The organism is Actinopolymorpha pittospori (genome assembly GCF_014873875.1).
GTDB classification, from domain to species: Bacteria; Actinomycetota; Actinomycetes; order Propionibacteriales; family Actinopolymorphaceae; genus Actinopolymorpha; species Actinopolymorpha pittospori.
In genome coordinates, this window is sequence record NZ_JADBEM010000001.1 from 2,775,433 (window position 1) to 2,801,679 (window position 26,247).

The following is a 26,247-nucleotide window of genomic DNA, read 5'->3' on the forward strand; positions in this document are numbered from 1 at the left end:
CCACGCTGTACCCGTCCACCACCCGTCGAGAGGGGCTTTCGCAAAGGGACGGTAAAGGCGTCGTACGGCGAGTCGCTGGGGACACGCCGTGGTGTCGCGTGCTGTTTGGTCAGTCTTCGATCTCCGTTCGGGCAGCGCGGCGAACCTCCGCATACGTTCGCAACAACGTTCTTGTCTCGCGACGAAAGGAGAAGACGTGACCGACACCGCTCCCGGCGGCGCCACCGCAGGCAATCCTGGCCGCCGTCAGCTCCTGCGCGGAACCATCGCCACGGCCGCATCGTTGATGGCACTCGGACCGCTGGAGGCACTGGGTGCTCGCACGGCTGGTGCGGCTCCGTTGTCCAAGCGGCGTTCGAGCCCCGACTATGGCCCCCTCTACCCGGTCAAGGATCACACGACCGGCCTGGAACTCATCAAGCTGCCCAAGGGTTTCGAGTACCTCACCTACGGCTGGACCGGCGACGAGATGTCGGACGGACTTCCGACGCCCAGCGCACACGACGGAATGGCCGCCTTCCGACGTCCGGAAGGCAAGATCGCGATCGTGCGCAACCACGAGCGCGGCGGGTTCGACGGGGCGTTCACCGACCCCGCCTACAACCCACAGGCCGGTGGCGGTACGTCGAACCTCGTGTTCGACCCTGACAAGGGCGAGTTCGTCGAGTCGTGGGCAAGCCTGTCCGGCACCATCCGCAACTGCGCGGGTGGCCCGACCCCGTGGGGCAGCTGGCTCACCTGCGAGGAGACGACGACCCTCGGCCCGGACGGCACCCGGCACGGTTATGTCTTCGAGGTGCCCTACGACGGAAAGGGTGACCCGCGGCCGATCAAGGGGATGGGCCGTTACAGCCACGAGGCCGTCGCGGTCGACCCCCGAACCGGCATCGTCTACCTCACCGAGGACGAGACTCCGTCCGGGTTCTATCGCTACCTGCCCGCCAAGAAGGGTGACCTCGTGGCCGGCGGTGAGCTGCAGATGCTCGTGGTGGAGACGGAGGACGGTTCGTCCTACTCCACCTACACCGACGGCACCGGCATGAGCTATCGCACCTCGTGGGTGCCGATCTCGAACCCGGACTACGCGCCTGGTGAGGTACGCCCCGCCCTCCAGGGTGCGGCGCTCGGTGCCGCGGTCTTCCGGCGGCTCGAGGGCGCGTGGTGGGGCAACGACCGGATCTACATCGTGTCGACGAGCGGCGGACCGCGGGGGCAGGGGCAGGTCTTCGAGTACGACCCGGCGGAGGAGACGATGCGGGTGTTGTTCGCCTCGCCCGACGCGAACGTGCTGAACGCACCGGACAACATCTGCGTCAGCCCGCGCGGCGGCATCGTCCTGTGCGAGGACGGCGACTCCGCGGAGTACCTCCACGGGCTCACCACGGACGGCGAGATCTTCCCGTTCGCGCTGAACCAGATCGTCATCCCGCCGGGCGGCGTTCCCGGCAAGCGAGTCGCGCCGGGGGACTACTCCTCCTCCGAATGGTGCGGCTCGACGTTCGAACCGGTCCGCGGTAACTGGCTGTTCGCGAACGCCCAGAGCCCGGGTATCACGTTCGCCATCACCGGTCCGTTCCGCGACGGCTCCCTGTAAACGAAAGGCCCGACGGAGGAGCAAGGCTACGTTGACGGCGCGTGGGGCGAACGTCCACAACGACGTTCGCCCCACGTGGGTACAGGGCATGTCTGAACGGGATACGCCCTAGCCGCACGCAACCGGAAGGTTGAAGAGGGGGTCCTTGACGTTCATGACGTAGCGAGCGGTCACCCAACGCCCGTCGAAGAGTTGGTACCAACGGGGGTTGCCGTCGACAGCGGGTCCGTTCACCTTGCAGACGATTTTGACGATCTTCCCGTACGGCAGTCGACCAGCCGAAGCGGCCTTCGTCGTGGGCGCGGTTCGCACCGTCACGTTGGGACTCGCGATGACCTTCCCCCGAGGCCCGTGTCCCAGGCACCATTGCGGTGCGGCTCCGACGTTGGTGACGTAACGCGCGCTCACCCAGTGCCTCGCGTCGAGGGAGAGCATGTACCAGCGTGGGTTGCCGTCGACCGGGACGCTGTTGGCCTTGCACCAGATGGAGACCTTGGCGCCCTTGTTCAGGGTCCCGATGCGGCTCGCGGCGGTGGTGAAGTAGGTGCGAACGGCGACCGGAGCGATCACCCTGCCTGTGTAGTCCCCCTTGTCGGCAGGTGCGGCCGCGGCCGCCTGGTAGGCGGGTGATCCTGTCGGTGCGGCCCTGGCCGTGGGTGCGGCCAGACCTATGAGCGGGACGGACACGACGGCCGCGGCCGCCAGGGCGAGACCGCGCAGACTCCGAAACCTCATCGATTCCCCTTATGACATGGACGCCGTCACGCGGTAGCGAGATCGAGCATGGTGGTGCTGACACCGCCCTGTTCGCCGCACGCTTCCGGACGTCCCCCGTTGACTGTGATCAGAAGACGGTCTCGTTGTCGCGTCCGTTGCAGGCGCGATGATCACTTTTCGATCTCTTCGGGGAAGGACTGTGCGGCGTGGTCCGGCCGGTCCGGGCCCGCACGGGCACCTCAGCCGGGATAGCGGGGATGCTCCTTGAGCTTGGGGAAGTAGGCCGCCCGGAACTCCTTGCCACACTCGAGGTCGGTGAGGGCGACGTGGATCTCCTTGTCGAGCATCGACTGGGCGGTGCGCCTCGAGACCTTGGTTACCCCGTCAGGGGGAAGGTTGGTGGCGAGGTCGAACTTCACCGCGTCGCCGATGCGCGTCGGCTGGGTCGTGGACACCGTGATCCCTTCGCGTCGCAGACACGACGCGTACGACTTGGCCAAGGTCGCGAGTTGGGGGTCGTCGTTGAGCGCCTGGGCCGAGGCCTGGTCTTTTGCCTTCCGTTCCGTCGACTCCTGCTCCAGTTCGGCGGCCGACTTCTCCGGCCCGTACACCTGTTCCTGGGTCCGCGCCATACAACCACCGAGCTTCTTCCGACCAGCGACCATCCGCGGCGTACCCATCAACGCCTTGTCATAGGCCGACCGCTGAGCCGGACCCAACGAGTTCACATACGCCGACTGCGCGGACGGCGCCGGCTCGCTCGCCTTACTGCCCGGTGCCTTCGGATCATCCGGATACACCGCACCGGAATAGAACCCGAACCCGTACTTCCCCCGAAACGCCTTCGCCGCCGCGTAATCCGCCCCATCCACCGCCGCCGCCAGGTCCTGCCACTCCTGCACATGCGGGGTGTACACAAACCCCTGCTCCCGCATACACGACGCCATCGCGTTCTCCATCAGATACGCGTTCCGCGTCTCCGGCGACACATCCCCAGGAACGGTGAGGTAACCGTCCCGGCCGGTCGCCGGCGCGCTGGCGGAGGGTGCGCTCGCCACCTCCGACCGGGTGGGGAACGCCCCGGGCAACGCGAGCAGTCCGAAGCCGATTCCGGCGAGCGCCATCACCGACCCCCCGAGCATCAGCGCGGCCCGCCCGCGCCGGCGGGACCGGATGCGGGCGCGGAGGTGTTTTCGCTGCTCGGGCTCGAAGGCCACGACGTCCGGCGTCTCCCGCATCATGCGGGACAGATCAGATTCGAAGTCGTCCATGTCTCTTCACCACACCGGCTCGACGGCCAGGAGCGTGCGCAGCTTCGCCACGCCCCGCGACGCGAGTGACGAGGCGGTCCCGACGGGACAGTCCAGCACGTCCGCGACCTGGTTGTCGGAGAGGTCGCAGTAGTAGCGGAGCACGACGGCGGCCCGCTGCCGAACCGGCAGCCGTGCGAGTGCCGACTCGAGTCGGGTGCGTTCGTCCACCGTGCCGGTCAGATCGTCCACGGCCGGAGGCTCCGGGAGCTGTTCGGTGGGGCGCTCACCCCACCACCGTCGCTTCGCCGACCGTGCCGCCGCCCGCGCCAGCACCCGGCGTACGTAGGCCTCGGGCATCTCCGCCGACACTCTCGGCCACGCGAACCACAGCTTGACCAGAGCCTCCTGGAGAAGGTCCTCGGCCCGGTGCCGGTCGCCACCGGTGAGCAGCCGTGCGTAGCCGAGCAGGGCCGGCCAGCGGGACGCGACGAAGTCGTCGAACTCGCGGTCCTGCGTCCTCCCCATCGGCGATGCTCGTCCCTCCGCGTCGAGGCCCGCACCGACTCGGCTGGAAGGCATCGGCTCCGGCCTCCCAGGTGCGGGCGAGCCATACCGTACGCCGGGAACTACCGGTGGGGTATCGCGGCTTCGGGCTGCCGCGGCACCGCTCGTTCGCGACGCGGTCGTACATCCCAGCGGCACGTGTCGTCGCGGCCCATTCGGCGATGTGGCACAGCTCACAGGCGAGGACTGCAGGACAGTGGGCGGTCCAGGGCCTTCACAGGGCAGTGAGTCACCCGATCACGACGCTGCCGACGGAAAGGTGCCATGTCGAAGTCTCGCGGTATCCGAATGCTGGTCGCGGCCCTTGGTCTGCTGCCCCTCCTGGCCGCGTGCGGCCAGTCCGCTCCCTCCGACGCGTCGGCCGGCGATGCGCGCGCCGGCGCCGCGCCTGGTGACACCGCGCCTGGTGACACCGCGACGCCCAGTGTCGAGGCCACGACGGACTCCGCTGGACTGCTGTCCGTTCCTGGGGATGTGTCGCCGGAGACGCGGAACGCGTATCTGATGGAGAACGCGATGGCGTCGTGTATGCGGGAGCAGGGGTTTGTGTACACCCCGCATGTGCAGGAGTGGCAGGACCTGGCGGCGGCGGTGGATGGGGCGGATTACGCGGCGGCGAAGGCGTTTCGGGGGAAGTACGGGTTCGGGTTCTATTCCGGTGCGGTGTATCCGGATGATCCGAAGGCACCGGGCAGTAAGGCGAGCGAGCCGGCGCCGTCCGCGCAGTCGGCGTATGTGAACTCGTTGGGTCCGGCTCAGCGGTCGGCCTATGACAAGGCGTTGATGGGTACGCCGCGGATGGTCGCTGGTCGGAAGAAGCTCGGTGGTTGTATGGCGCGGACCCAGGAACAGGTGTACGGGCCGGAGAAGTCGGCCGCCGAACTGGAGCAGGAGTCGGCGGCGAACCAGGAGAAGGATCGGGAGTCGGCTCAGGCACTCGACGGTGACCCGCGGTTGGTGGCGCTGGCGCAGTCGTACGCGTCGTGTCTGCGACGTGAGGGTGTCAGCGTCTCCACGACCCAGCCGACCGGTATCGGGGACGCGGTGAAGTTCTCCTTCGCCGAGACGCTCCCGCCCACCGGGCCGACCAGCCTGACCAGGCAGGAGGCCCTCTCCCGACTCACCAACGAGATCCACCTCGCGCTCACCGACCTCGAGTGTGGCAAGGAGTTCCGGGCCGACTACTTCCCCAAGCTCAAGCAGCACCCGTACCACGGATCGAACGGATGACGCGAAGCCGCTCCGCCAGACTGGGAGCCGTCGTCCTCGTGGTCGCTCTCGTCGGAGCCGGCGGCTGGTTCGCCGGGAGCAGGATGCAGTCGCCCGCCGATGCGGCCGCGGCACAGCAGCCGCCGAAGGCGCGCCCGATCACCGTCGGCGTCGTACGGCAGCCGCTGACCGCGTCGGTGGTGGCGCAGGGCTCGGTGGAGTTCGCCTCACCGCGCCCGCTCACCCTGGCCGGCTCCGTGGGCAGCTCGGCGAGTTCGGACGGCGACGGCGAGCTCGCCCAGCGGGTCACCAAGGCACCGGTCGCCGGCCGGGTCCTCAAGGAGGGCGACGTCCTCATGGAGGTGAGCGGCCGGCCGGTGCTGGTACTTCGGGGAGCCGTCCCGATGTACCGGACGCTCCGCCCGGGCACGTCGGGTGACGACGTACGCCAGCTTCAGCAGGCGCTGCGCCGGCTCGGCTACGACCCGGGTGCAGTCAGCGGCACGTACCGTCAGGAGACCGCGTCGGCGGTGACCCGCTGGTACCGCGGCAAGCACTACCAGCCGCAGGAGCCGACGGTCGCCGACCGGCAGCGGCTCGGCGAACTGCAGGGAGCGGTGTACGGCGCGCAGCAGGCCCTCCTCGACGCGGAGGCTCCCGAGCCACCGGCCGATCCCACGGGTGGTGCGGAGCCGGGCAAGCCGTCGCCGGACGGCACGCCTCCCAGCGATGACCCGCCCCCGAGCGACGACACGACCCCACCCGCCGACACGACCCCACCCGCCGACAAGCCATCCGGTAAGGGCACGACCTCACATGCTGGTGCGGCGCGGACCGGGGAGAGCGACGAAGCCCGCGAGCTGCGGATCAGGGCAGCCCGGAACCAGCTGGACACGGCCAACGCGGCCCTCACCGCCTTCCAGAGTTCCTACGGCACGAAGGTCCCCGCCGGTGAGGTGGTGTTCTTCCCCGAACTCCCGGTCCGGATGAGCAAGGTGTCGGTGCGGGTCGGCGACACACCGTCCGGGCAGATCGGGACGGTGACCAGCTCCGAGGTCGTGGTGCAGGCGGTGGTGCCCGGAGCCGACGCCACCTCGCTGCGGACCGGCATGAACGCGCGGATCCAGCTCCCGGACGGCACGGAGGCGAAGGGTGTCGTCGGGGCGATCGGCGGTTCGGCCACATCGGCGAACGCCGCGGCCGGCGATGCGAAGTCGGACGACGGTTCCTCGGAAGACGGCGCCCCGGCAGACACAGACGCCGACGCGGCAGACGCGGACGCGGCAGCAGGGGACGCCGCGCCGGCCGACGCCGCGGTGCCAGGCGGACCCTCCGCGCCGGTGCAACTCCAGATCGCCGTCACCGACTCCGGGCAGCTCGCACGGAACGCCGGGCTGTCGGCGAAGGTGACCATTGAGGTGGGCGCGTCGGACGGCGACGTGCTCGCGGTCCCACTCGTCGCGGTCCGTACGTCGGCGAACGGGCAGGCGCGCGTCCAGGTCCTCCGAGCGGGCAGGGCCAAGAACGTCCCCGTCACCGTGGGACTGTCCTCAGGTGACCTGGTCGAGGTCAAGCCGACGGACGGCACGCTGAAGGAGGGCGACCAGGTGGTGGTCGGCCAGTGACGGCCGCGACGACCTCCGCTCCCGCACCGGACGCACCGGACGCTGACACCGTCATCCAGCTCAGCGGTGTCGATCGGACCTTCGAATCGGTCCCGCCGGTGCACGCCCTGCGCAAGGTGAACCTGACGGTGCGACGCGGGGAGCACCTGTCCATCATCGGGCCGTCCGGTTCTGGGAAGTCGACGCTGCTCAACACGCTGGGACTGCTGGACCGACCCAGCTCGGGAACGTACTGGCTGGACGGCGTCGAGACCAACGCGCTCTCCGACCTCGAACGCACCGCCCTGCGCGGCAGCCGGATCGGGTTCGTCTTCCAGTCCTTCCATCTGCTGCCGTACCGGACCGCGGAGGAGAACGTCATGCTGGCGGAGGCCTACCGCAGAGCCCGGCCGGGACGTGGCCGCGCGAGCCGTCCCGAACGCGCGAGGGCGGCGCTGGCCCGGGTGGGCGTCGAACACCGCGCGACTTTCCGGCCCGATCGGCTCTCCGGTGGTGAGCGTCAGCGGGTTGCCATCGCCCGGGCGTTGATGAGTGATCCGGCGTTGTTGCTGTGCGACGAGCCCACCGGCAACCTCGACAGTGAGAACACCCGCTCGGTGCTGGACCTCTTCGACGAACTCTCCGCGCAGGGAATGACCCTGGTCGTCATCACCCACGACGAGGCGGTCAGTGCTCGCGCGGGTCGGCGTACGCGGATCAGCGACGGGCGGCTCAGCGAGGAGCGGCGATGACCGCTCCGCGGCGTCCGTTCATGGATCCCAGGGACCTGTGGACAGAGGCGTTGGCGGGCGTGCTCGCCCGGCCGATGCGGTCGGTTCTCACCACCTTGGGAACGGTCCTCGGCATCGCCACCCTGGTCATCACCATCGGTGTCGCCTCCACCGCCGGCAACCAGATCGTCGGCAGGTTCAGCGCGCTCACCGCCACCTCGGTGACGGTCGTGGCGCCCTCCCAACCCGGCGACGACGGCCTCGTGGACTGGTCGGGCACCGACGCCGTCGAACGCCTCGCGGGTGTGGAGTCGGTCGCGGCGCTCGCCGACTCCGACACCACCGCGAACGTCCAGGTACGCGCCAACAACGTCATCGCGCCGGGAGGTGCGCTCGGGCAGTCCCTGGCGGTGGTCGCCGCGTCCGACGACCTGCCGAAGGCCGTCCGCGGCGCGATGGCCGCCGGGCGGTTCTTCGACACCGGCAACATCGCCCGGCACGACCAGGTGGCGGTGCTCGGCGACCAGGCTGCCCGCCTGCTCGGCATCCGCGCGGTGCAGGACGCGCCCGCGATCTTCTTCGAGGGCCAGTCCTACACGGTGATCGGGATCCTCGGCGGAATCCAACGTGAGCAGCGGCTTTCCACCGCGGTGATCCTGCCGCCGACGACCGCGGCGGACCGGGTCGGCCTCGAACACCCGACCCGGGTCCTGGTCAACACCAGGCTCGGCGCCGCGCAGCAGGTGGCCCGGCAGGCGCCGGTCGCACTCGCGCCAGGCTCGCCGAACACCCTCACCGTGCTGGCTCCGCCGGACCTTTCCAAGGCCAGGAAGGGCGTGGAGGGCGACGTCAACAGTCTCTTTCTGGTGCTGGGCCTGGTCTCCCTGGTGGTGGGTGCGATCGGCATCGCCAACGTGACACTGGTGACGGTGATGGAGCGGGTCGCGGAGATCGGCCTGCGGCGTGCGCTGGGTGCGTCGAGACGACAGGTCTCGGCACAGTTCCTGCTGGAGTCGGCGACCATCGGTCTGCTCGGTGGTGTCATCGGTGCCGCGACCGGAGTGGTCGTCGTGGTCTGCGTCGCGGCGGCCAAACACTGGACGCCGGTGCTGGACTACCGGCTCGCTCTCGGTGCTCCGCTCGCCGGTGCCCTGGTCGGGTTGCTCGCCGGGCTGTACCCGTCGCTGCGCGCCGCGCGGATGGAACCCGTCGACGCCCTGCGCGCTCCCTCCTGACCCGGCGCGGATGCCCCGCTCGCTTCACCGGCTCGATGGGGGAGACGCACCCTAGTCGACGACGGAGCCGCAGGTGATGTTGAACGCGGTCGCGGTCATGGTGCGTGCCCGGTCGGAGGCGGCGAAGGCGGCGACGTGCCCGACGTCCTCGAAGGTTGCAGCGCGGTTCAGCATCGTCTGCCCCACGATGCCCTCGACGATGGCGTCGCGTCCTTCGAAGTTCTGGGGGAGTGTCTCGGGTACGCCACCGGTCTGCAGGGTCAGGACGCGGATCCCGTGTGGGCCGAGTTCGACCGCCAGGCTGCGTCGTAGCGCCTCCACCGCGCCGAAGGCCACCTGGAGACCGCCCAGGTTGGGCATCGGGTCGCCGTAACCGCCGAACATGAGGATCACGCCCGAACCCTGCCGGATCATGTGTCGGGCCGCCGCCTTCGAGGTGAGGAACGTGGTGCGGACGGCTGTGACGACCGGGGCCTCGAGGTCCGCGAGCCGCATCTGGGCGAGCGGGGTGCCCTGGACGTCTCCGTGCGAGATCAGGTTGAAGGAGATGTCGAGGCTTCCGAAATCGCGGGCCACGGCGTCGGCGTGCTCGTCGACGGCCGCCTCGTCGAGCGCGTCGACCTGCGCGATCTCGGCCTTGCCACCCGCTGCCCGAATCTTCTCGGCCACGGCCTCGAGCCGCGAGACGGTACGGCCGGCGAGATGGACGGTGGCGCCCTCGCGGGCGAAGCCCCGGGCGACCGCGCTGCCGATCGCGCCCGCGCCGCCGTAGATGATCGCGTTCCGTCCGGGCAACAACATGTCGTACCTTCCTCGTCGATGGTTCGGTACCCACGGCCGTGTCGTGGCGTCGAGGTTTCCGGGAGGCCTGATCACTCGATGGTGAGCATTCCTTCCGGCATGCCGTCCACGGAGACCTCGAGCCACATCGGCCGCCAGTTCGGGAGTTCGTGGTAACGCCGGAGCTCGGCGAAGCCGCCGAGCCAGCCCATCCAGGAGTCGTAGGGCGGGTCCTGTTCGTCGAAGCCGCTCTGGACGAACGTCAAGGTGGTCTTGCCGTCCGACTCGGCGAGCTCCCAGGTGCTGGTCATGCTGGTCATGCCGTCGTCCCACGCGATGGAGAGCTTTCTGCCGGACTCGAGCTCCAGGATCTTCGCGGGTGACGGGTCCAGGTGGAAGCCGCCCATCGCCCAGCGGCCGCCGACATACGGTTCGAGGTCGATCCGCGCGCCGAACCACCTGGCGAACGCGTCGGGGTCGATGATCGAGTCGTAGACGTCCTGCGCCGAGGCGTCGATGACGAACTCCTCCCGCATCCTCGGTGAGGTGAAGTCGCATTTCGGAGTGAGCGGACGTCCCTCCAGATGATCGACCAGGTTGGCGCCGGAGAGCGCCCAGAAGGTGTGCAGGACGGCGAGCTTTCCGGCGCCGGCGATCATGTCGGCGAATGTCGGTAGGCCGGCGTGGACGATCGTCAGGATGGTGGCCTGTGCTCCGTCGGGTTCGACGCGAAACTCCACGGTGGTGTCGGTGTCGTCGATCCGCCAGGAGAAGCGCAGCGTCTGGTCGTCGACGTGAAGGAGTTCCTGACGCGGCGCGTCTCCCTCGGGCGTGTGACGGCCCCAGAACTCGTAGCGGTTCGGGAGGTCGACCTCGGCGTGCTCGGCCAGCCAGACGCGCAGGGCCTGCGCGTCGGTCAGCGCGTCGTACACGTCGGCGACCGGCGCTCGGACTCGGACGCGCAGCGTCATGGGCTCAGTCATCGGTTCTTCCCTTCGGATAGCAGGCGACAGCGAGCTTGAAGGCGTCGCCCTCTGCGCCCCCGTAACGGGTGAAAAGGTCCTGCAGGGTGGACCTGAGGTCGGCAAGGAACTCCTGACGCTGCTCCGGGCGGACCCGGATCTCGCCGGAGACCCCGATGGACGGAAGCTCCGGCGCGGAAGGATCGAGAGCCGCGACGTCGGCCTGGACCTCCTCCATCAGGTCGAGCAGGTAGCCGAGGCTCAGCGCGTCGCGGCTCGTCTGCGGGCCGATTCGGCCGACGAGGCGGGGCGACAGCCAGTAGGAGCGGGCGGCCGCCTGATAGATGCCCTCGTGGATGGCGCGTACCCGGCGCTCGGACACCTGCGTAACCAGGCCGGCGTCGGCCAGGCGTTTCACGTGGTAGTAGACCCGCTGCGGGGTCTGGTCCAGCCGGCTCGCGACCTGCGTGCAGGAACGCGGCTCGGCGAGTTGCCGCAGCACCTCGATGCGCTGCGGCTTGAGCAGGGCCTCGGCCTGCTCCACCTGGTCCAGGTACAGAACGTCTCTCATCGCAAAGTCATCCTCGTACATAAAAACTTTCTTTGTCAATGCAGCGGGACTGGAGAAGGGTGTGACAGGAGAGCCGATGCGACTCAGGGCAGGGGACGAAGCGGAGGAGCGGACGTCAGCGGTGTCGACCGAACCGGGCCGGCGCCACCGCGTCGCCCGCGGTACCCGACTCGGCCAGTGCCAGCAGCAGGTCGATGCCGTCGGCGCGGAAGATCGTCCGGGCGCGCTCGATCTGCTCGAACCTCGCCGGTCCGTCGGGGTGCAGTGCGTCCAGTGCCGTCACGAGGTCGTGGGGCGTGTCGGACCGGCGGGCCAGCCCGGCCCGGGTGAGATGACGGCCGGCGGCCCGGCCGTGCCCTGGCAGCGGCGCATGGATCACGACCGGGGTGCCGGCCCGGAACGCTTCGGCGCAGGTCTGTCCGCCGGCGTTCTCCACCACGGCGTAGGCGCCCGCGACCAGGTCGGGGAGGTCCTCGCGCCAGCCGAGAGCGTGCTCGGGTCCGGCGACCCGGCGTACCTCGTCGAGCAGGCGGCTGTTGCGTCCGCACAGGGCCAGCGGAAAGTAGCGCCCGGTGGACGCCAACGCGCGCACCGTGTCGGCCAGGCCGTTGGCCACGCCCCAGGATCCCGAGGAGACCAGCACGGTCGGGGGTCTGGCCGCGACGGCAGGTGGCGTAGGTCGTGCGTCGGGGTTCGGGCGCTCGTACTCCGGCCGCACGATCGGGCCGAGCCAGTGCGCACGCCCCGACACCAGCGTCGCGGCGGTACGTTGCCCGGAAGGGGTCAGGCACAGATAGGCGTCGTTTCCGGAGGACAACCAGACCGCGTGTGGGTTGAACTCCGTGATCACGACGAGTGTCGGCACGTCCAGCCGACCCTCCTCGCGCAGTCGTCCGACGACCGCGCCGGCCAGATGGAACGTGCTGAACACCGCGTCCGGTGCGATCTCGCGCAGCGCCGCGTGCCCCGCCGGAGCGGCCAGCCGTACGAGCGGTTCGATCATCCTGCGGCCCTCTCGCGGATCACCGAAGGCGTCGTACACCCGCTGGTAGCGGCCCGGGGCGTGGCGCAGCATCAGGCCGTAGATGCCGCGGACGCCGACGCCGAACCCCGCGGGCAGCAGGTCGAGCACGTCGACGAGGTAGGTCGTGTGGCCGCGTTCCCGCAGCCGTCGGGCGAGTTCGAGGGCCACCCCGTCGTGTCCGCTGCCCATGCTCGCCGACATGATCAGATACCGGCGCCCCGCGTCCGGTCGAGGTTCCGGCCGGGCGGTCATGCGTCCTGCCGTACGAACTCAGACTCAGACTCGAACTCGGACTCGCGCTCGGGCGCGGTGCGGGCGGCGGAAAGGGGACCAGCCACGCGAACCGGGGCGAACGGCGGCATTGTCAAGCAACGGTTGACGCTGGCGCGTCCGATCGGGACAAGGCCGGTCCGAACGGCCCCAACCCTGTCAATCACTGCTTGACGGCGGTGGGTGGGGATTGTGTAGAACAGAAGGGCCCACCGTCGGAAGGTTCGTCGGGCGGTGACGTTCGCGAAGCGGTACGGGGGGTTCGTCCGCCGGACACACGTGCCTCGCTTCGTCGTCGCCCTCCTACGAACCACGTGAGTGTCCGATCAGTCGCGCGTCGTGTGACCAGGTCCGGGCACCATTGGAGGTACCCAGTCTCTCGGCAGGTCACATTGATTCTCACCGCCATTCTCGCGGCGCTCGCGGCAGCCAGTAACGCTTTCGCGTCGGTGTTGCAGCGCCACGAGGCGCGCAACGCGCCAGGAAAGGAATCATTCCGACTGGCGCTGCTGGTGGACATGGCGCGGCGACCTTTGTGGTGGCTTGGCATCCTCGGCATCATCGGTGGTGCACTGTTCCAGTTCGTCGCCTTGCTGACCGGCCCGCTGGCCCTGGTGCAGCCGGTCATGATGGTGGAGCTACCGATCACCTTGCTGCTGGCATCTCTCCTGCTCCAGCGTCCGATCACCCGGGGATCACTGATCGGGACGCTCAGCGTGACGATCGGCGTGATCGCGCTCGTGGTGGCCGTTTCGCCGTCTGGTGGGCACTCCTATGTCGCGCCGCTGCGTTGGATGCTGGCCCTCGTCGCGACCGCAGGTGGAGTGGCCGTGCTGGTCATGCTCGGTCGCGCGACCCGCGGCGGGGCCAGCGCCGCTGCCCTGGGCGCCTCGGCGGCGATGATGTTCGCGCTGACCGCCGCGCTGATGAAGAGTGCGACCGGAGAACTCTCTGGCGGCGGGGCCGTCGCGTTCCTCACCACGTGGCAGCTGTACGCCACAATCATCGCGGGCGTGGTGGCCGTCTTCTTGCTGCAGAACGCCTATCAGGCCGGCTCCCTGGTCGCCGCGCAACCGGCGATCACCGTGGGGGACGCCCTGGTCAGCCTGGTGCTGGGCGTGCTGCTCTTCGAGGAGGACCTGCGGCTCGGCGGGTGGCTCGCACTCGCCATCGTCGGACTCGCCCTGATCATCGGCGGTGCGGTCGAACTCTCCCGGTCACCCCTGGTCGCCGGCGTCGTCACGGGCGAGGAGTCCCACGCCACCAGCGAGGTGGGTTCCGACGGACAGGACGAGGCGCCTTCCTGACCGAGTCGTCGCCTCCCGGACGCGACTAGCCCACCCGGACAACGGGAACGAGAGGTGAATGACGCGTCGGCTGGCAGTGGCCGCGGGGGCGGCAGGAGTGCTCGCGGCCGGTGCGGTGGTCGCGGACCTGCTGCCCGCCGCGGGCTGGCTTCCGCCGATACGTCGGATCCTGCCGACGCTGGCCGGTCGGGGGGACTCGCGCCATGTCGCGCTCACGTTCGACGACGGCCCGCATCCGGTCGCCACCCCGCTCATCCTCGAACGCCTCTCGGACCTGGACGCACGCGCGACGTTCTTCCTGCTCGCCGAACAGGTCCTCCGCGATCCGGGGGTGGTGGCGGCGATCCACGCGGGCGGACACGAGATCGCCGTACACGGCCTGCGGCACGACCTGCCGACGCGACCCTGGCGGGACCGCGCCGAGCTGACCGAGGCCTACCAGGTGATCAGCGAGGCGGCCGGCTACCGACCGAACTGGTTCCGTCCGACCTACGGTTTCCTGACCGCCTCGAGGTACGCCGCCGCACGACGACTTGGCCTGCGCCCCGTGCTGTGGACCGTGGCGGGTCGGGACTGGCTCGCGCACCGGGACGCCCACACGGTGAGCGAACGCGTCGTCCGACACCTGACCGGCGGTGACACCGTCCTTCTGCACGACTCCGACGTGTCTGCGGCGCCCGGCTGCTGGCGCGCGACCCTCCACGCACTCGACCGCATCGTGGACCACTGCGACGCGAGCGGCTGGTCGGTCGGGCCGCTCGGTGAGCACGGCCTCCCCAACCCCCCGGATCCGGCACCGCCTGAGTTTCGACGAGCCTGACCGGTTCGGGCTACGGGAGGTCGAACCGCGCGACGACCGGACGGTGATCGGATCCGGTCTCGTCACGGCGCTGTTCGGGGTCGTCGGTGACGGAGACGATGCCGGTGTCGCCCGTACCGACAGACGAAACCGCGCCGACGAGGACGTGGCTGACCAGCAGATGGTCGATCAGCTCACCGCGGCCGCGATAGATCCGGGAGAAGCGCTGGGCCTCGGGGATCAGTGGCCCGAGGTTCCACAGCCGCTGCGCGTCGCCCTTGTCGGGCCGCTCGAACCCGTCGGTCCCGATCTCCGAGCCGGGCGGGCCGTGCAGGAGTTGCGTGGTCGCGGCCTCCGGCTCGTCGTTCAGGTCGCCGGCCACGATGACGGCGAGATTCTGGCCGTTGTCGTCGAAGAGGCGGGTGACGTACGCGCGGACGGCGGCGGCCTCGGCGGCGCGGCGGTGCAGCGCGTAGGTGGTGTAGCGGGCGCGTTCGTGTTCGTCCCGGGCGTTGAACCGGCCACCGGGGAACGTCAGCAGCTTGCTCTTCAGATGACAGCTGACCACATCGACGGAGGTGTCGCCCAGTTCGACGCGGACTCTCAGCGCGGGTCTCCCCATGTCCGCGAGGGTGCTGCCGTCGTCGTCGACCTGCACCGGCGCGAGCTTGTCCGGGAAGGCGGTGATCTGCTCCACGTCGTGGAGTCGTCGCCGCGAGAAGATCCCGACCCGGATTCCTCGACCGTCGGGATCGGCGAGTTCGCTGTGCCAGCGTCCACCGAACGCCGCGAGCAGGTCGCTCACCGCATCCGGGTCACCGACCTCCTGCACCGCGAGCAGGTCGGGATCCAGGTGGGAGACCGTGCCGGCCAGCGCGTCCAGTTTCTCGCGGTACGCCGACTGTGACGTCGGTCCGGCCTCGGTTCCCGGGCAGAACAGGTTCTCCACGTTCCAGCTCGCGACGGTGACCACGACGTTCCCCCTCGGCTGACCGACGGATGGCCGCGGTCCCATGGCGGCGTCGATGGGCCGCCCGTTGGATACCGGGCCGCTGCTGCCGACGGTAGAGCGCCGCAGCGGGGCGGTCCTCACCAATCCGTCCTGGTGGGCGGGGGCGAGAGTCACCAGTGCGAACGGGGACGTCTCGTGACGCTCGAGGGGGTTGCCGATCTCGGCCCGCCCGGAAGCCCTCGACGTGGCTTTGTCCCGCGTCTACCGTTACCGCCGTCAATGAATTTCAGATGAACGGGAGTCGTCGAAGAAGCGATCTGGCCGCCTGGCAGCGTCGCTGCGAGGCCTACGCGCGAGGAGGATCACATGGACGTGACCCGACGTGAAGTGCTGTCCCGCTCCGGAACTCTCGGACTCGGCATCGTCGTGACAGGCACGCTCGGCGCATTGTTCGCCGCGAATCCTGCCGCTGGCTCGTCCGGTCCCGAGGTCGGCTACGGTCCGCTGGTTCCGGATCGTCGCGGCATCCTCGACCTACCACGCGGATTCCGATACCGAATCCTCAGCAGGGAAGGTGATCAGCTCCGCTCCGGCGGCGGCAACGTACCGAGCCGCTTCGACGGGATGGGCTCCTTCGCCGGACCTGCCAGGACGACCCTGCTGGTCCGCAACCACGAGTGCCGGGTCGGGGTACCCCACCCGGTTCGCGCGGCGACCACCCACACCTACGACCCGATGGGACCTGGAGGCACGAGCACGCTCCGCGTGCGGGCGGGCTCGATCACGCAGGAGTACGTCAGTCTCGCGGGCACCTACGTGAACTGCGCCGGAGGCATCACGCCCTGGGGAACGTGGCTCACCTGCGAGGAGACCGAGGATCCGCCACCTGGCAGCACGATGAGCCACGGCTGGATCTTCGAGGTCGACCCGTTCGACCATGCCCGCAACGCCGGGCCCACCCCGCTCACGGCGATGGGACGCTTCCAGCACGAGGCCGTCGCGATCGACCCGCGGACCGGTGTGGTCTATGAGACGGAGGACGCGTTCGTCCAGCCGTTCGGGCTCTTCTACCGCTTCCTGCCCGAGCGCCCCCTCGGTGGTCACGGCAGCCTCCGCGCCGGCGGAACCCTCGAGGCGATGCGGGTCCGTGACCTCCCCGACCTGTCGCTGGTGCAGGAACCTGGAACGACGTTCACCGACATCGAGTGGGTGCGGGTGCCCGACCCGGAGGCGACCACCACCTCGACACGGCTGCAGGACTACGGTCCCGCCGGGATCACCCGGGGCCAGAAACTCGAAGGCGCCTACTGGGGCGATGGTTCGGCGTACTTCGTCTCCAGCTACGCCCGGGACAACGAAGGGTCCAGCGCCAACCACGACGGTCAGGTCTGGCGCTACGACCCCCGTGCCAGCACCCTCGAACTCGTGGTCGTCTTCGGCTACGACCCCGCCGAGCAGGTCACCGAAGGTCCGGACAACATCGCGCTCTCACCATATGGCGGCCTGATGGTGTGCGAGGACCTTGGCGGTGACAACTACGTGCTCGGTACGACGGCGGCCGGGGAGACCTTCCCGATCGCGAGGAACCGGCTCAACATCGGCAGCGACGCCGAACCGGAGTACGGCGAGTTCGCGGGCGCGGCGTTCTCCGCCGACGGTAGGACGCTCTACTTCAACGTCTACAACCCGGGGACGACGTTCGCGGTCACCGGCCCCTGGGCCCGCCAGAGCGACTCCTGACCCACCCCATGTGTCGAGTGGAGGTGAGGGGCCGCTCGATCAGGCGGACGGCGTGTAGGGGGAGAGAAGGCCGCCGAGGCCGACGCGTCGGAGGAACTCCGCGCGGGTGCGGTCCGCGACGTCGCTGACCTCCTCCGATCCGTCGTTGGCAGGGTCGACGTGGACCCGGAACGGTCGCTCGCCGTGCGGAGTGTCGACGAGCTTCACGACCGCGTCGGCCACCATGGACACGTCCGCGTCCGGCGGAGCGATCGCGGCGAGACGCTGCGAAACCTGATCCACCAGGCCGGCGTACCTTTCCTCGTACGCGGCGACGACACTCTGGTCGGCGGGGTGCCCGCTGTTCGCGAAGTGGCTCGTGCCGTGGGTGAAGGAACCCGGTACGACGATGCTGGTCTCGATGTCGAAGCGGGCCAGCTCCGCGGCGTAGCTGACGGCGAGGGCGTCCATGGCGGCCTTGGCGGCGAAGTACGGGCCGAGGTATGGCGGTGTGCCGCCCTTGGTGCTGCTGGAACCGATCCACAACAGCAGCGCCTCGCCTCGTGAACGCAGGTGCGGGAGCGCGGCGCGGTTGACACGCTGGGTGCCGAGCACGTTCGTGTCGTACACCGCGGCGATCTGCTCCGGGGTGAACGCCTCGGCGGGGCCGGTGACCATGTGGCCCGCGTTGTGGATCACGACGTCAATGACGCCTTGCTCGGAGAGAACGGTCGCGATCGCGGCGTCGACCGACTCCTGCGACAGTACGTCCAACTCGACGGTGCGCAGGTCGACTCCGTGCGCACTGGCGTACGCCGCCGCGTCGTTGACCCGCGAGGTGTTCCGGCCCGCGGTGTCACGCATCGCGGCGTACACCGTGTGGCCGGCGTCGGCGAGGGCTCGTGCGCTCAGCGCCCCGAAGCCCGAGCTGGCGCCGGTGATGATGATGGATTTTCCCATGACAGAACCTCAGGTCGTCGGCTGCGTTGACGTCCCGGCCGGAGGAGGACACGGCTGGGTGTGGGCACGATCGGACACGACCGTGCCGGGTGACGTGGGTGTGGGTCGGGTCGGCGGTCAGTCGAAGGTGATGACCGAACGGATGCCGCTGCCACCTCTGCCGAGGGCCTCGAGGGCGTCGGGCGCCTCGTCCAGGGTGATCGGGTTGTACTCGGGAAGAATGCCGTGCATCGCGGAGAACGCGAGGGTGTCCCGCAGGTCGTGCGGAGACCCGGACGGCGAAGCCATCACTCGCAGCCGGTTGAGGACCATCGGCTGGGTGGGCAGATTCAGCGGCTCCGAGCCGTACCCGCACAGCAGCAGGGTCCCGTCGGGAGCCAGGCCGCCAAGGGTCGCCGCAGCCGCGGAGGTGGAGGGAGACGCGTTCAGGATGAGGTTCGCGCCGCCGTCCCAGGCTTTGAGCGCGGCGGCGGGGTCGGAGTCCTCGGTGGCGATGAAGAGTTCGGCGCCGAGTTGCTTGGCGCGATCCTCGCCGCGGCGGGAGCGGCCGAGGACAGCGACGCGGGCGCCCATCGCCTTGGCGTACTGGATGGCCAGGGCCCCGATGCCCCCGGTGCCGATGACCGCGACCCGCGAGGTGGCGTCGGCGCCCCCCTTACGCAGGCCGTTGAACGCCGTCAGGCCGGCGCACATTAGTGGCGCGGCGGCCACCGGGTCGAGTCCTTCCGGCAGGGGAGTGACGAAGTCGGCCTTGAAGACGGCGTACTCCGCATAACCTCCGTTGACGACGATGCCCGTGATCCGCTTGTGGGGGCACAGGATCTGCTCGCCGCGGGCGCAGTAGTCGCAGTGGCCGTCCGAGTCGTACAGGAACTGCGCGCCGACCGGCGTACCGACCGCCGGCCAGGTGACGTCAGGCCCGACCGCCGCGATCGTGGCCGTGATCTCGTGGCCGGGCACGACCGGGAACCGGGCGAAGGCGTAGTGGCCACGTACCAGGTTCAGGTCGGAGAAGCAGACGCCACAGGCCGTCATCTTGAGGAGGACCTCACCCGGACCAGGCTCGGGCACCTCCAGCTCTGTCAGGGACAGCGGGGTGTCGACCGCGGTGGCGATGGCAGCGCGCATGAGGTACTCCTCGACTCGGTGCTGGTTCCTGCGTCGCCCCATCGGTCACGAACCGTGTTGTCGTGACAGGTAGCGATATTCGGCCCAGCCTTGGTTCGACCCGTTGGGAGCACGGTCCGCCGGACGCACGTGCTCTCTGGCGTCAGTCTTTCACCGACGCCAGGTGCGGGTCCAAGGCTTCTTGCGACGCCATCGATGTCGTCTGAGCATCACCACAAACGGTTACGAACCCCGCGGCCGCGCGCGGAGTCCGACCCTCGGATCGATGTGGCGTGAACATCGATCGCCCACATGGACTCCCTCGGCGGGCGTCCCCGCATCGGTTCCAGGTGTCGGCCCTGCTCTTCCGCCTCGTCGGAATACCCGTGGGGGGTATGTGGTTGGCGTTGCCGACAGAACTGTTCCGCGCCTCCCGGAGGAACCGATGCACCAGTCGGCAGACGAGTCTGACCACACTCGCCACCAGCAGCACCGGCGACACCAGCATGATGAGCATCAGCACGGTGGACACGCGAGCTGGCGGACCGCGGCCCAGGCAACCGCGCACTGCCTCACCGGCTGTGCCATCGGCGAGATCCTGGGCATGGTCGTCGGTACGTCGCTGGCGTTGCACAACGGCGCGACCGTCGCGGTGTCCATCGCGCTGGCGTTCGTCTTCGGCTACGCGCTCACCATGCGCGGCGTCCTCCGCGCCGGGTTGCCGGTCCGTCAGGCCCTGAAGGTCGCGCTCGCCGCCGACACCGTTTCGATCGCCGTCATGGAGATCATCGACAACACCGTCATGGTCGCGGTGCCGGGCGCGATGGACGCGGGCCTTGCCACCGCGTTGTTCTGGGTGGCGCTGGCGTTCTCGCTGTTGCTCGCGTTCGTCCTGACCGTGCCCGTCAACCGCTGGATGATCGCGCGCGGTCGTGGCCACGCGGTGGTCCACGCGTACCACTGACGACCGGTGACGCGACGCCCACAGTGCCTGCCAGGCCCGCCTCCGTGCGACCTGGCAGGCACGTCCAGGTCGTGTCCTAGTCGTCCTGCGGGCGTTGGAGCGGGAAGGGCGGCATCGTCAGCGGGAGAGCCGCGAGGCGTACCAGTAAGAGGACGTTGTCGTCGCCGGCGGTGCGGTTGAGGCGCAGTCGCCCGCACTTCAGGCAACGGTGGATCAGAACCCAGCGACCCTGACCGCGCACCGTCACGGCGATGGGTTCCATCCCGCCGGGGCACTCGGCCTTACGGTCGCCGGGGGTGTTGCGATCGAGGTGTCTCGACCACAGACAGCTGGGACAGTGATTGCGATGCGTCGTACCTGGCGCGTCGAGAGAGACCTCTACGCCACAGTGTCCGCACTGAAAGGAACGCGCGAATGCCAAGGAAGACCTTTCGGAGCGAGGGTTTCAGGCTGGAGTGACACGGCTCGCCTCCTTTCGGTCCAGGTGCTCGATCAGGAGCTGACAGCAGAACAGGAACCCGCCCGGGGCGTCAATCGAATATCGCCGCGGCGCGGGGTTCGGGGGGTTGGTTGGCGTGCGTCGTTGCTGGGGCGGGCGTTCCTAGCGGAGCAGGGTGCCGAACACCACGTCGAAGAACGGATTCAGGGCGTCCGCGGACCGGTCCGAACGCGCGGAGATGAGCGTGCCCTCCCAGGCGTTGAGGATGAACCGGGCCATGGTCTCGGCGTCGATGTCGGCGCTGACCGTGCCGGTTTCCTGGGCTTCGCGGATCGCGCCCGACAAAGCGGTGGCCCACCGCTGCAAGCTCTGCCCTACGGCCTCGCGGATCACCTCGCTGTGGTCGACGATCTCGGTGCCGAAGTCGCCGAAGAGGCAGCCGCGGGTGCACTTCAGGTCGACGATCTCGTCGCGGAGGAACTCGAAGTAGCGGCGCAGTCGGACGAGGGGCTCGACGCTGGTGTCCTCGAGATCCTGCAACCGACGGCTGGCGCCGTACTTCTCCAGCGCGACGACGGCCAGGTCCTCCTTGCTGGAGAAGTGGTTGTAGAACGAGCCCTTGGGTACGCCCGCCGTGTCCGTGATGTCCTTCACGCCGGCGGCGTTGAAGCCCCGTGCGTGGAAGCGATCGACCGCCGCGTCGACGATCTGTTCCCGCATGCTCCGCCTGGCCATCGGAGCCTCCTTGCCGCAAGATGACCGTTCGTCTCGCGGTCAGGGTAACCCACGTCCTCGGCGGTGGCCTTGTGGTGTTCGTTACGCCCTCTCCGCGCCGGAGCAGCCTTGACAGCATCTAAGACGACCGGTCATATTGTCTCCGTTCGACTCCCGCACGGGTCGGCCCGCCGTCCAGCCAGGGGCCCGAGAAGCCCGGCCGGACCGGCAACACGACGTGCACGAGGTGCACCCACTCACACCGACACCACTCACACCGACGCCGCCAGAACCTGACCTCGGCGGCGTCCTCGTCCTGAGGAGACACATGTCCACCTACCGCGCGTTCCAGGTGACCGGATCCCGGAACTTCGAGCTCGTCACCCGGGAGGTCACAGCTCCGCCCGTGGGCCAGGTGCGGATCAGGGTGGAGAGCTGCGGGGTCTGCCACTCCGACGCCCTGGCCGCCGAAGGGCTGCGGGCCGACCCGAGCCGGCCGATCGTTCCGGGCCACGAGATCGTCGGCGTCATCGAAGCGGTCGGCGACGGCGTGACCGCGTGGCACGTCGGCGACCGGGTCGGCGTCGGCTACCTGGCCGGTCACTGCGGCGAGTGCGAGAGCTGCCGGCGCGGCGACTTCGTGAACTGCGTCAACCAGGAGCAGACAGGCACGACCGTCGACGGTGGGTACGCCGAGGTCGTCACGGCGAGGACCAGCGGACTGGTCCGGATTCCCGACGGCATGGCGTCGGTCCAGGCCGCACCACTTCTGTGCGCGGGCCTCACCACGCTGAGCGCGCTGCGGCAGGCCGGCGGCCGTCCGGGAGCACTGGTCGCGGTCCAGGGAATCGGCGGCCTCGGCCACCTCGGAGTGCAGTACGCCAACCGGCTCGGCTACCGCGTCGCGGCCATCGCGCGCGGGCCGGGGAAGGCCTCACTGGCGGTCCAACTCGGCGCGGACGAGTACATCGACAGCACCGCCGAGGACCCGGCCGAGGCGCTGCAGCGGTTGGGCGGCGCCAGCGCCATCCTGGCGACGGCCGCGAGCGGTGGCTCCATGACCCCGCTGATCCGCGGTCTCGCGCCGCGCGGTCGCCTGCTCGTCCTGGGCGCGGCGCAGGACCCCATCTCCGTCTCGACCCCGGACCTCATCTTCGGCACCCGCACCATCACGGGCAGCCTCACCGGCAGCGCGATCGAGAACGAGGACAACCTCGCGTTCAGCGCCCGCCACGACATCCGTCCGATGACCGAGACGATGCCGCTCACCGAGGCGCCGAAGGCGTACGAGCGCATGATGGCCGGCCAGGCGCGGTTCCGCATCGTGCTCGACCCGGCCGCCTGACGCCTGCGAAGGCGCGCCGCCGGGCCTGGGAGCGCGGTTCAGAAGCGCTGAATCGCGCTCCCAGAACCTCCGTGCGTCGCCGGCCCGGCGCTCAGGAGGAGTCGACGTAGAGACAGAAGGGATGCCCGGCCGGATCGAGGAGCACTCGCACGTCGTCCTGCGGTTGGTGGTCGGGGAGAGTCGCCCCCATCTCGACCGCATGAGCCACGGCCGCATCGAGGTCGCCGACCTCAACGTCCAGATGGATCATCATCTGCTGCCGACCATCGACCGCGGGCCAGACCGGTCGCGCGTACTCCGCCGAGTGCTGAGGCTGAACCGCCAGGTAGGCGTTGCCCTCAGGCGCCGCCAAGGTCACCTCGTTCGGCTCGTCCCGGTAGACCTCCCAGTCGAGCAGTTCGGCGTAGAACCTCCCCAGCGCGCGTACGTCCGGCGCATCGAGCACCACGCCCCAGTAATGACCATTCGAGCGTCCACGAACCATCGGGGTCACCTCCTCGTGCCGTGGAGCGCAATCTAGTCCTCCGCACGGACATGACCCGGCCCCGCGCGCGGGTGCACGCCGAGGCGATCCGACGGGCAGGAGGTGTGGGGCTCTGGAGCGGGCCGAATCGCCTTGCTCTGTTAGGTTGTCGGCCGTGACGACACCGCCGGGTCTTTTCCAGCCAGGGAGCACCGTCGTACGACGTGACGTGCAGCGAGGCAGGGTGGCCTCGGCTGTGCCGTGCAGGGTGGTGGCGCCTCCCGAGAGCGCCGACGGCACCGAGGGTGCCGAGGATCTGCTCGCCCTCGTCCGCTGGCCTGGTGTCGTCGGCTGGTGGGAGAGGACGTGGATCGACTACCTGCTCACCGGCGATGAGGCGCGGCGCGCCCAAGGGATCGACGACCTCGCGGCAGGGACGTGGGAGCTCGCCAGTTGGACGTGGCGGGACACGACGAAGCTCGACCTGATGGTCCCCGACGCCTACTTCAGCGTGTCCGTCTACTTCGATGCGGAGGAGAAGTCCAACGGTTGGTACGTCGACTTCCGCCGCCCCTTCACACAGACGTCGATCGGCCTCGACACCTTGGACCTCATGCTCGACCTCGTGATCGAGTCCGACCTCACCTACCGCTGGAAGGACGAGGACGAGTACGACCAGGGTCGCCGGCTGGGCGTCGTCTCCGACGTGGAGCACCGTCACGTGCAGGAGGCGCGTGAGCAGGTCATCGACCTTCTGCGGCGGCGAACCGGCCCGTTCGAGGACCGGTGGCGTACCTGGCGACGCGATCCCGGCTGGCCCCTTCCCGTCCTTCCTGCGGACGCCCTGACCGCGGCCGTGGCGGCGGGTCAGAGCGAGCGCAGCCCCTGGACGGCGACGTCGATCCCGCGTCGCATGGACACCCAGAACTCCTCCTCGGACTGACCGAGTTCGAGGCTCGCGAGCCCGACCCCCTGTGTCGCCCCCATGAGGGCACCGACAGCGGCCGCCGCGCTGATCGGGTCGAGTTCGTCGGGACAGGCGTTCGCCAGGGCCGTGGCCACCTCCCGCTGCACGTCGAACATCAGGTGCAGCGCCTTCGCCTGGAGTGCCGGGACGGTCATGAGGAGATGCGTGTAGGTCTCCACGAGTGCGGGATCGTCGCGCCCCACGCCCTGGACTCTGAAGTCGGCCAACATTGCCTCGTAGGCCCGGATGAGCAGGTCGGCGACAGTTTCGCCGGGCTGCCGGTCGGCGATCACGTCGAGCGGAACCCTGCCGCGCCGCAGCGTGTCCGCGAACAGGACGTCTTCCTTGCTGGGGAAGTGGTTGAAGAACGTCTTCGTGGCCACGTCGGCCGCGGACGCGATCTGCGCGACCGTCGTCTGCTCGTACCCCTGCTCCCCGAACAGCCGGATCGCGGTCTCCGCGAGCAACTCCTTCGTCTGGCGCTTCTTGCGCTCGCGCCGCGTCTCGTCCATACGCAAACTTTACATGGAGAAGACGGTTACACTCGTTGCATCGTTACACTCAATGGTGTTTCCATGGAAGTGGCCGAACGGTCTCGACCGAGGAGAGCGCATGACAGTCCAGGAGCCCCTGAGTCTTCCGATGACCGCGACCGGCCCGTTCGACCCGCCGGACCAGATCATGGCGATGCGGGCCGGGCAGCCGATCGCGAGAGTGCGGTTCGAGAACGGCGACCTCGGCTGGGTGATCGCCAGGCACGAGACCATCCGGCACGTGCTCACCGACCCACGCTTCAGCGCCCGGCAGGAGTTGCGGCGCGACGCCGGCGAGACGTTGCCGCCGGCCCCGCCCGGGGTGTTCATCGGGATGGACCCGCCAGACCACACCCGCTACCGGCACCTGCTGATCGGGCAGTTCACCGTACGCCGGATGAAGCTGCTCACCTCTCGCATCGAGGAGATCGCCCACGAGCATCTGGATCGGATGGAGGCGACCGGATCTCCGGCCGACCTGATACCGGCCTACGCCGCACCGATTCCCGCGATGACGATCTGCGAACTGCTGGGCGTGCCATACGACTTCCGCGACGAGTTCGCCCGTCAGGCCACCACGATGGCGCGGGCGGACACCACGATGGAGGAGAAACGACAGGCGGTGTCGGGGATCATCAGCCACCTCGCCGACCTGGTGCGCCAGAAGAGGTCCGAGCCGACCGACGACCTGCTCGGGGGACTCGCGAGTGAGGGCAACGACCTGACCGAGGAGGAACTCGCCAACATGGCCTTCCTCGTGCTCGGCGGCGGACTCGGCACGACGGTGGACATGCTCGGGCTCGGCACCTTCGCCCTGCTGCGTCATCCGGAACAGATTCCGAGGCTCACGGATCCGGAGACCGTCGACCATGCGGTCGAGGAACTCCTGCGCTACCTCACGACGGTGCGGGGCACGATCCGTACGGCCTTGGAGGACGTCGAAGTCGACGGCGCCCAGATCCGGGCCGGTGAATCCGTCCTCGTGTCGCTGGCCGTCGGCAACCGTGACGCGGCGAGGTACGCGGACCCCGACACGCTCGACGTGAGCAGGTCGGCGGCCGGGCACCTGTCGTTCGGACACGGCATCCACCAGTGCCTCGGACAGCAACTCGCCCGGGTGGAGATGCGGGTGGGGTTCGCCGAACTGTTCCGGCGATTCCCCGACCTGCGTCTGGCCGTGCCGGCAGACGACGTACGGGTTCGGGACGACATCTTCCACGGCGTCGACCAACTCCCGGTGGCCTGGGGCGCTGCGTCGTGATGACTTTCACTCCTACGCCTGAGGTCGCCGCCTGAGACGCCGTCAGGGAGGACCGTCGTGGTCCTCCCTGACGAGGGGGAGCGCTACGTCAGGAGTGTCAACACGAGCCTGACACCCCGATCGTGCTGCTCGAACTCACGTCCTAACAGCCGTTCACCCAGCGGTGCGAACTGATCTGGTCGTTGGCGACACGGCGTCGTTTA

General features: G+C 69.2%; 26 protein-coding genes. 12 read left to right on the forward strand and 14 right to left on the reverse strand.

Translation table 11 applies throughout. The features are described from left to right. Window positions 1-196: 196 nt before the first annotated feature. Entirely contained in the window at window positions 197-1,594 is a 1,398-nt protein-coding gene (locus HEB94_RS13150; protein WP_192750143.1) for an alkaline phosphatase PhoX, read from the forward strand. A 108-nt stretch (window positions 1,595-1,702) separates the two neighbouring features. On the opposite strand, the gene HEB94_RS13155 is transcribed toward HEB94_RS13150, so the two are convergent. The 3 genes from HEB94_RS13155 to HEB94_RS13165 all read right to left on the reverse strand — a co-directional run bounded on the left by HEB94_RS13155 (window position 1,703) and on the right by HEB94_RS13165 (window position 4,143). Next, window positions 1,703-2,329, reverse strand: coding sequence for an SH3 domain-containing protein (locus HEB94_RS13155; protein WP_192750144.1), 627 nt, complete (start codon window positions 2,327-2,329; stop codon window positions 1,703-1,705). A gap of 221 nt (window positions 2,330-2,550) precedes the next feature. Further along, window positions 2,551-3,582, reverse strand: a complete 1,032-nt coding sequence (locus HEB94_RS13160) for a hypothetical protein (RefSeq protein WP_192750145.1) — start codon at window positions 3,580-3,582, stop codon at window positions 2,551-2,553. A 6-nt stretch (window positions 3,583-3,588) separates the two neighbouring features. Continuing rightward, entirely contained in the window at window positions 3,589-4,143 is a 555-nt protein-coding gene (locus HEB94_RS13165; RefSeq protein ID WP_238361514.1) for a SigE family RNA polymerase sigma factor, read from the reverse strand. Window positions 4,144-4,392: 249 nt separating this feature from the next. On the opposite strand from HEB94_RS13165, the gene HEB94_RS13170 reads away from it, so the two are divergent. From HEB94_RS13170 to HEB94_RS13185, 4 genes are read left to right on the forward strand one after another with little or no spacing between them, the layout of a single operon-like run. After that, window positions 4,393-5,358, forward strand: coding sequence for a hypothetical protein (locus HEB94_RS13170; protein ID WP_192750146.1), 966 nt, complete (start codon window positions 4,393-4,395; stop codon window positions 5,356-5,358). Continuing rightward, window positions 5,355-6,962: a peptidoglycan-binding domain-containing protein gene (locus HEB94_RS13175; protein WP_192750147.1), complete on the forward strand. Its 1,608-nt coding sequence runs from the start codon at window positions 5,355-5,357 to the stop codon at window positions 6,960-6,962. Before HEB94_RS13170 ends, HEB94_RS13175 begins: the two co-directional genes overlap by 4 nt. Then, window positions 6,959-7,693 carry an ATP-binding cassette domain-containing protein gene (locus HEB94_RS13180; RefSeq protein WP_192750148.1) on the forward strand — a complete coding sequence of 245 codons (735 nt, stop codon included), beginning with the start codon at window positions 6,959-6,961 and terminating at the stop codon, window positions 7,691-7,693. The genes HEB94_RS13175 and HEB94_RS13180 overlap by 4 nt, the downstream gene beginning before the upstream one ends. Further along, window positions 7,690-8,907, forward strand: coding sequence for an ABC transporter permease (locus HEB94_RS13185; protein ID WP_238361515.1), 1,218 nt, complete (start codon window positions 7,690-7,692; stop codon window positions 8,905-8,907). The genes HEB94_RS13180 and HEB94_RS13185 overlap by 4 nt, the downstream gene beginning before the upstream one ends. Before the next feature lie 51 nt (window positions 8,908-8,958). Here HEB94_RS13185 and HEB94_RS13190 read toward each other — a convergent pair whose 3' ends face one another. From HEB94_RS13190 to HEB94_RS13205, 4 genes are all read right to left on the reverse strand, one after another. Further along, window positions 8,959-9,708 (reverse strand): SDR family NAD(P)-dependent oxidoreductase, encoded by a 750-nt coding sequence (locus HEB94_RS13190; RefSeq protein WP_192750149.1) that lies wholly within the window; start codon window positions 9,706-9,708, stop codon window positions 8,959-8,961. A 71-nt stretch (window positions 9,709-9,779) separates the two neighbouring features. Then, window positions 9,780-10,670, reverse strand: a complete 891-nt coding sequence (locus HEB94_RS13195; RefSeq protein WP_192750150.1) for an SRPBCC family protein — start codon at window positions 10,668-10,670, stop codon at window positions 9,780-9,782. Beyond that, the gene (locus tag HEB94_RS13200) at window positions 10,663-11,220 is read right to left on the reverse strand and encodes a winged helix-turn-helix domain-containing protein (RefSeq protein WP_192750151.1); all 558 of its coding nucleotides are present in this window, start codon (window positions 11,218-11,220) and stop codon (window positions 10,663-10,665) included. Before HEB94_RS13200 ends, HEB94_RS13195 begins: the two co-directional genes overlap by 8 nt. A gap of 115 nt (window positions 11,221-11,335) precedes the next feature. Beyond that, window positions 11,336-12,496: an MGDG synthase family glycosyltransferase gene (locus HEB94_RS13205; protein WP_192750152.1), complete on the reverse strand. Its 1,161-nt coding sequence runs from the start codon at window positions 12,494-12,496 to the stop codon at window positions 11,336-11,338. 359 nt (window positions 12,497-12,855) lie between these two features. On the opposite strand from HEB94_RS13205, the gene HEB94_RS13210 reads away from it, so the two are divergent. Beyond that, window positions 12,856-13,821, forward strand: coding sequence for a DMT family transporter (locus HEB94_RS13210; RefSeq protein ID WP_337918526.1), 966 nt, complete (start codon window positions 12,856-12,858; stop codon window positions 13,819-13,821). Window positions 13,822-13,879: 58 nt separating this feature from the next. Continuing rightward, window positions 13,880-14,641, forward strand: coding sequence for a polysaccharide deacetylase family protein (locus HEB94_RS13215; protein ID WP_192750154.1), 762 nt, complete (start codon window positions 13,880-13,882; stop codon window positions 14,639-14,641). 10 nt (window positions 14,642-14,651) lie between these two features. On the opposite strand, the gene HEB94_RS13220 is transcribed toward HEB94_RS13215, so the two are convergent. Next, window positions 14,652-15,593, reverse strand: a complete 942-nt coding sequence (locus HEB94_RS13220) for an endonuclease/exonuclease/phosphatase family protein (RefSeq protein WP_202896320.1) — start codon at window positions 15,591-15,593, stop codon at window positions 14,652-14,654. A gap of 345 nt (window positions 15,594-15,938) precedes the next feature. On the opposite strand from HEB94_RS13220, the gene HEB94_RS13225 reads away from it, so the two are divergent. Further along, window positions 15,939-17,312 (forward strand): alkaline phosphatase PhoX, encoded by a 1,374-nt coding sequence (locus tag HEB94_RS13225; RefSeq protein WP_192750156.1) that lies wholly within the window; start codon window positions 15,939-15,941, stop codon window positions 17,310-17,312. A 39-nt stretch (window positions 17,313-17,351) separates the two neighbouring features. Here HEB94_RS13225 and HEB94_RS13230 read toward each other — a convergent pair whose 3' ends face one another. Both HEB94_RS13230 and HEB94_RS13235 read right to left on the reverse strand, forming a co-directional pair. Continuing rightward, complete coding sequence (locus HEB94_RS13230; RefSeq protein WP_192750157.1) at window positions 17,352-18,251, reverse strand: SDR family oxidoreductase; 900 nt, start codon at window positions 18,249-18,251, stop codon at window positions 17,352-17,354. A 117-nt stretch (window positions 18,252-18,368) separates the two neighbouring features. Then, window positions 18,369-19,379 (reverse strand): alcohol dehydrogenase catalytic domain-containing protein, encoded by a 1,011-nt coding sequence (locus HEB94_RS13235; RefSeq protein ID WP_192750158.1) that lies wholly within the window; start codon window positions 19,377-19,379, stop codon window positions 18,369-18,371. Window positions 19,380-19,803: 424 nt separating this feature from the next. On the opposite strand from HEB94_RS13235, the gene HEB94_RS13240 reads away from it, so the two are divergent. Then, entirely contained in the window at window positions 19,804-20,322 is a 519-nt protein-coding gene (locus HEB94_RS13240) for a DUF4396 domain-containing protein (RefSeq protein WP_192750159.1), read from the forward strand. Between the two features lie 76 nt (window positions 20,323-20,398). Here the strand turns inward: HEB94_RS13240 and HEB94_RS13245 are convergent, their stop codons facing one another. Together HEB94_RS13245 and HEB94_RS13250 are read right to left on the reverse strand one after the other, a co-directional pair. Beyond that, entirely contained in the window at window positions 20,399-20,743 is a 345-nt protein-coding gene (locus tag HEB94_RS13245; RefSeq protein WP_192750160.1) for an RNHCP domain-containing protein, read from the reverse strand. Window positions 20,744-20,923: 180 nt separating this feature from the next. Next, on the reverse strand, window positions 20,924-21,496 hold the full coding sequence (locus HEB94_RS13250) for a TetR/AcrR family transcriptional regulator (protein WP_192750161.1): 573 nt from the start codon (window positions 21,494-21,496) through the stop codon (window positions 20,924-20,926). A gap of 307 nt (window positions 21,497-21,803) precedes the next feature. On the opposite strand from HEB94_RS13250, the gene HEB94_RS13255 reads away from it, so the two are divergent. Then, the gene (locus HEB94_RS13255; protein WP_192750162.1) at window positions 21,804-22,820 is read left to right on the forward strand and encodes an alcohol dehydrogenase; all 1,017 of its coding nucleotides are present in this window, start codon (window positions 21,804-21,806) and stop codon (window positions 22,818-22,820) included. Window positions 22,821-22,911: 91 nt separating this feature from the next. Here HEB94_RS13255 and HEB94_RS13260 read toward each other — a convergent pair whose 3' ends face one another. Further along, a complete protein-coding gene (locus tag HEB94_RS13260; protein WP_192750163.1) occupies window positions 22,912-23,304 on the reverse strand; it encodes a VOC family protein in 393 nt (130 codons plus the stop codon). A gap of 250 nt (window positions 23,305-23,554) precedes the next feature. Between HEB94_RS13260 and HEB94_RS13265 the strand changes: the two genes are divergently transcribed. Continuing rightward, window positions 23,555-24,226 (forward strand): DUF402 domain-containing protein, encoded by a 672-nt coding sequence (locus HEB94_RS13265; RefSeq protein ID WP_202896321.1) that lies wholly within the window; start codon window positions 23,555-23,557, stop codon window positions 24,224-24,226. On the opposite strand, the gene HEB94_RS13270 is transcribed toward HEB94_RS13265, so the two are convergent. Further along, window positions 24,151-24,762 (reverse strand): TetR/AcrR family transcriptional regulator, encoded by a 612-nt coding sequence (locus tag HEB94_RS13270; RefSeq protein ID WP_192750165.1) that lies wholly within the window; start codon window positions 24,760-24,762, stop codon window positions 24,151-24,153. The two genes, HEB94_RS13265 and HEB94_RS13270, sit on opposite strands and share 76 nt — an antisense overlap. A 100-nt stretch (window positions 24,763-24,862) precedes the next feature. Here HEB94_RS13270 and HEB94_RS13275 point away from each other — a divergent pair, with 100 nt between their 5' ends. Continuing rightward, window positions 24,863-26,044, forward strand: a complete 1,182-nt coding sequence (locus HEB94_RS13275) for a cytochrome P450 (protein WP_192750166.1) — start codon at window positions 24,863-24,865, stop codon at window positions 26,042-26,044. Window positions 26,045-26,247 lie beyond the last annotated feature (203 nt).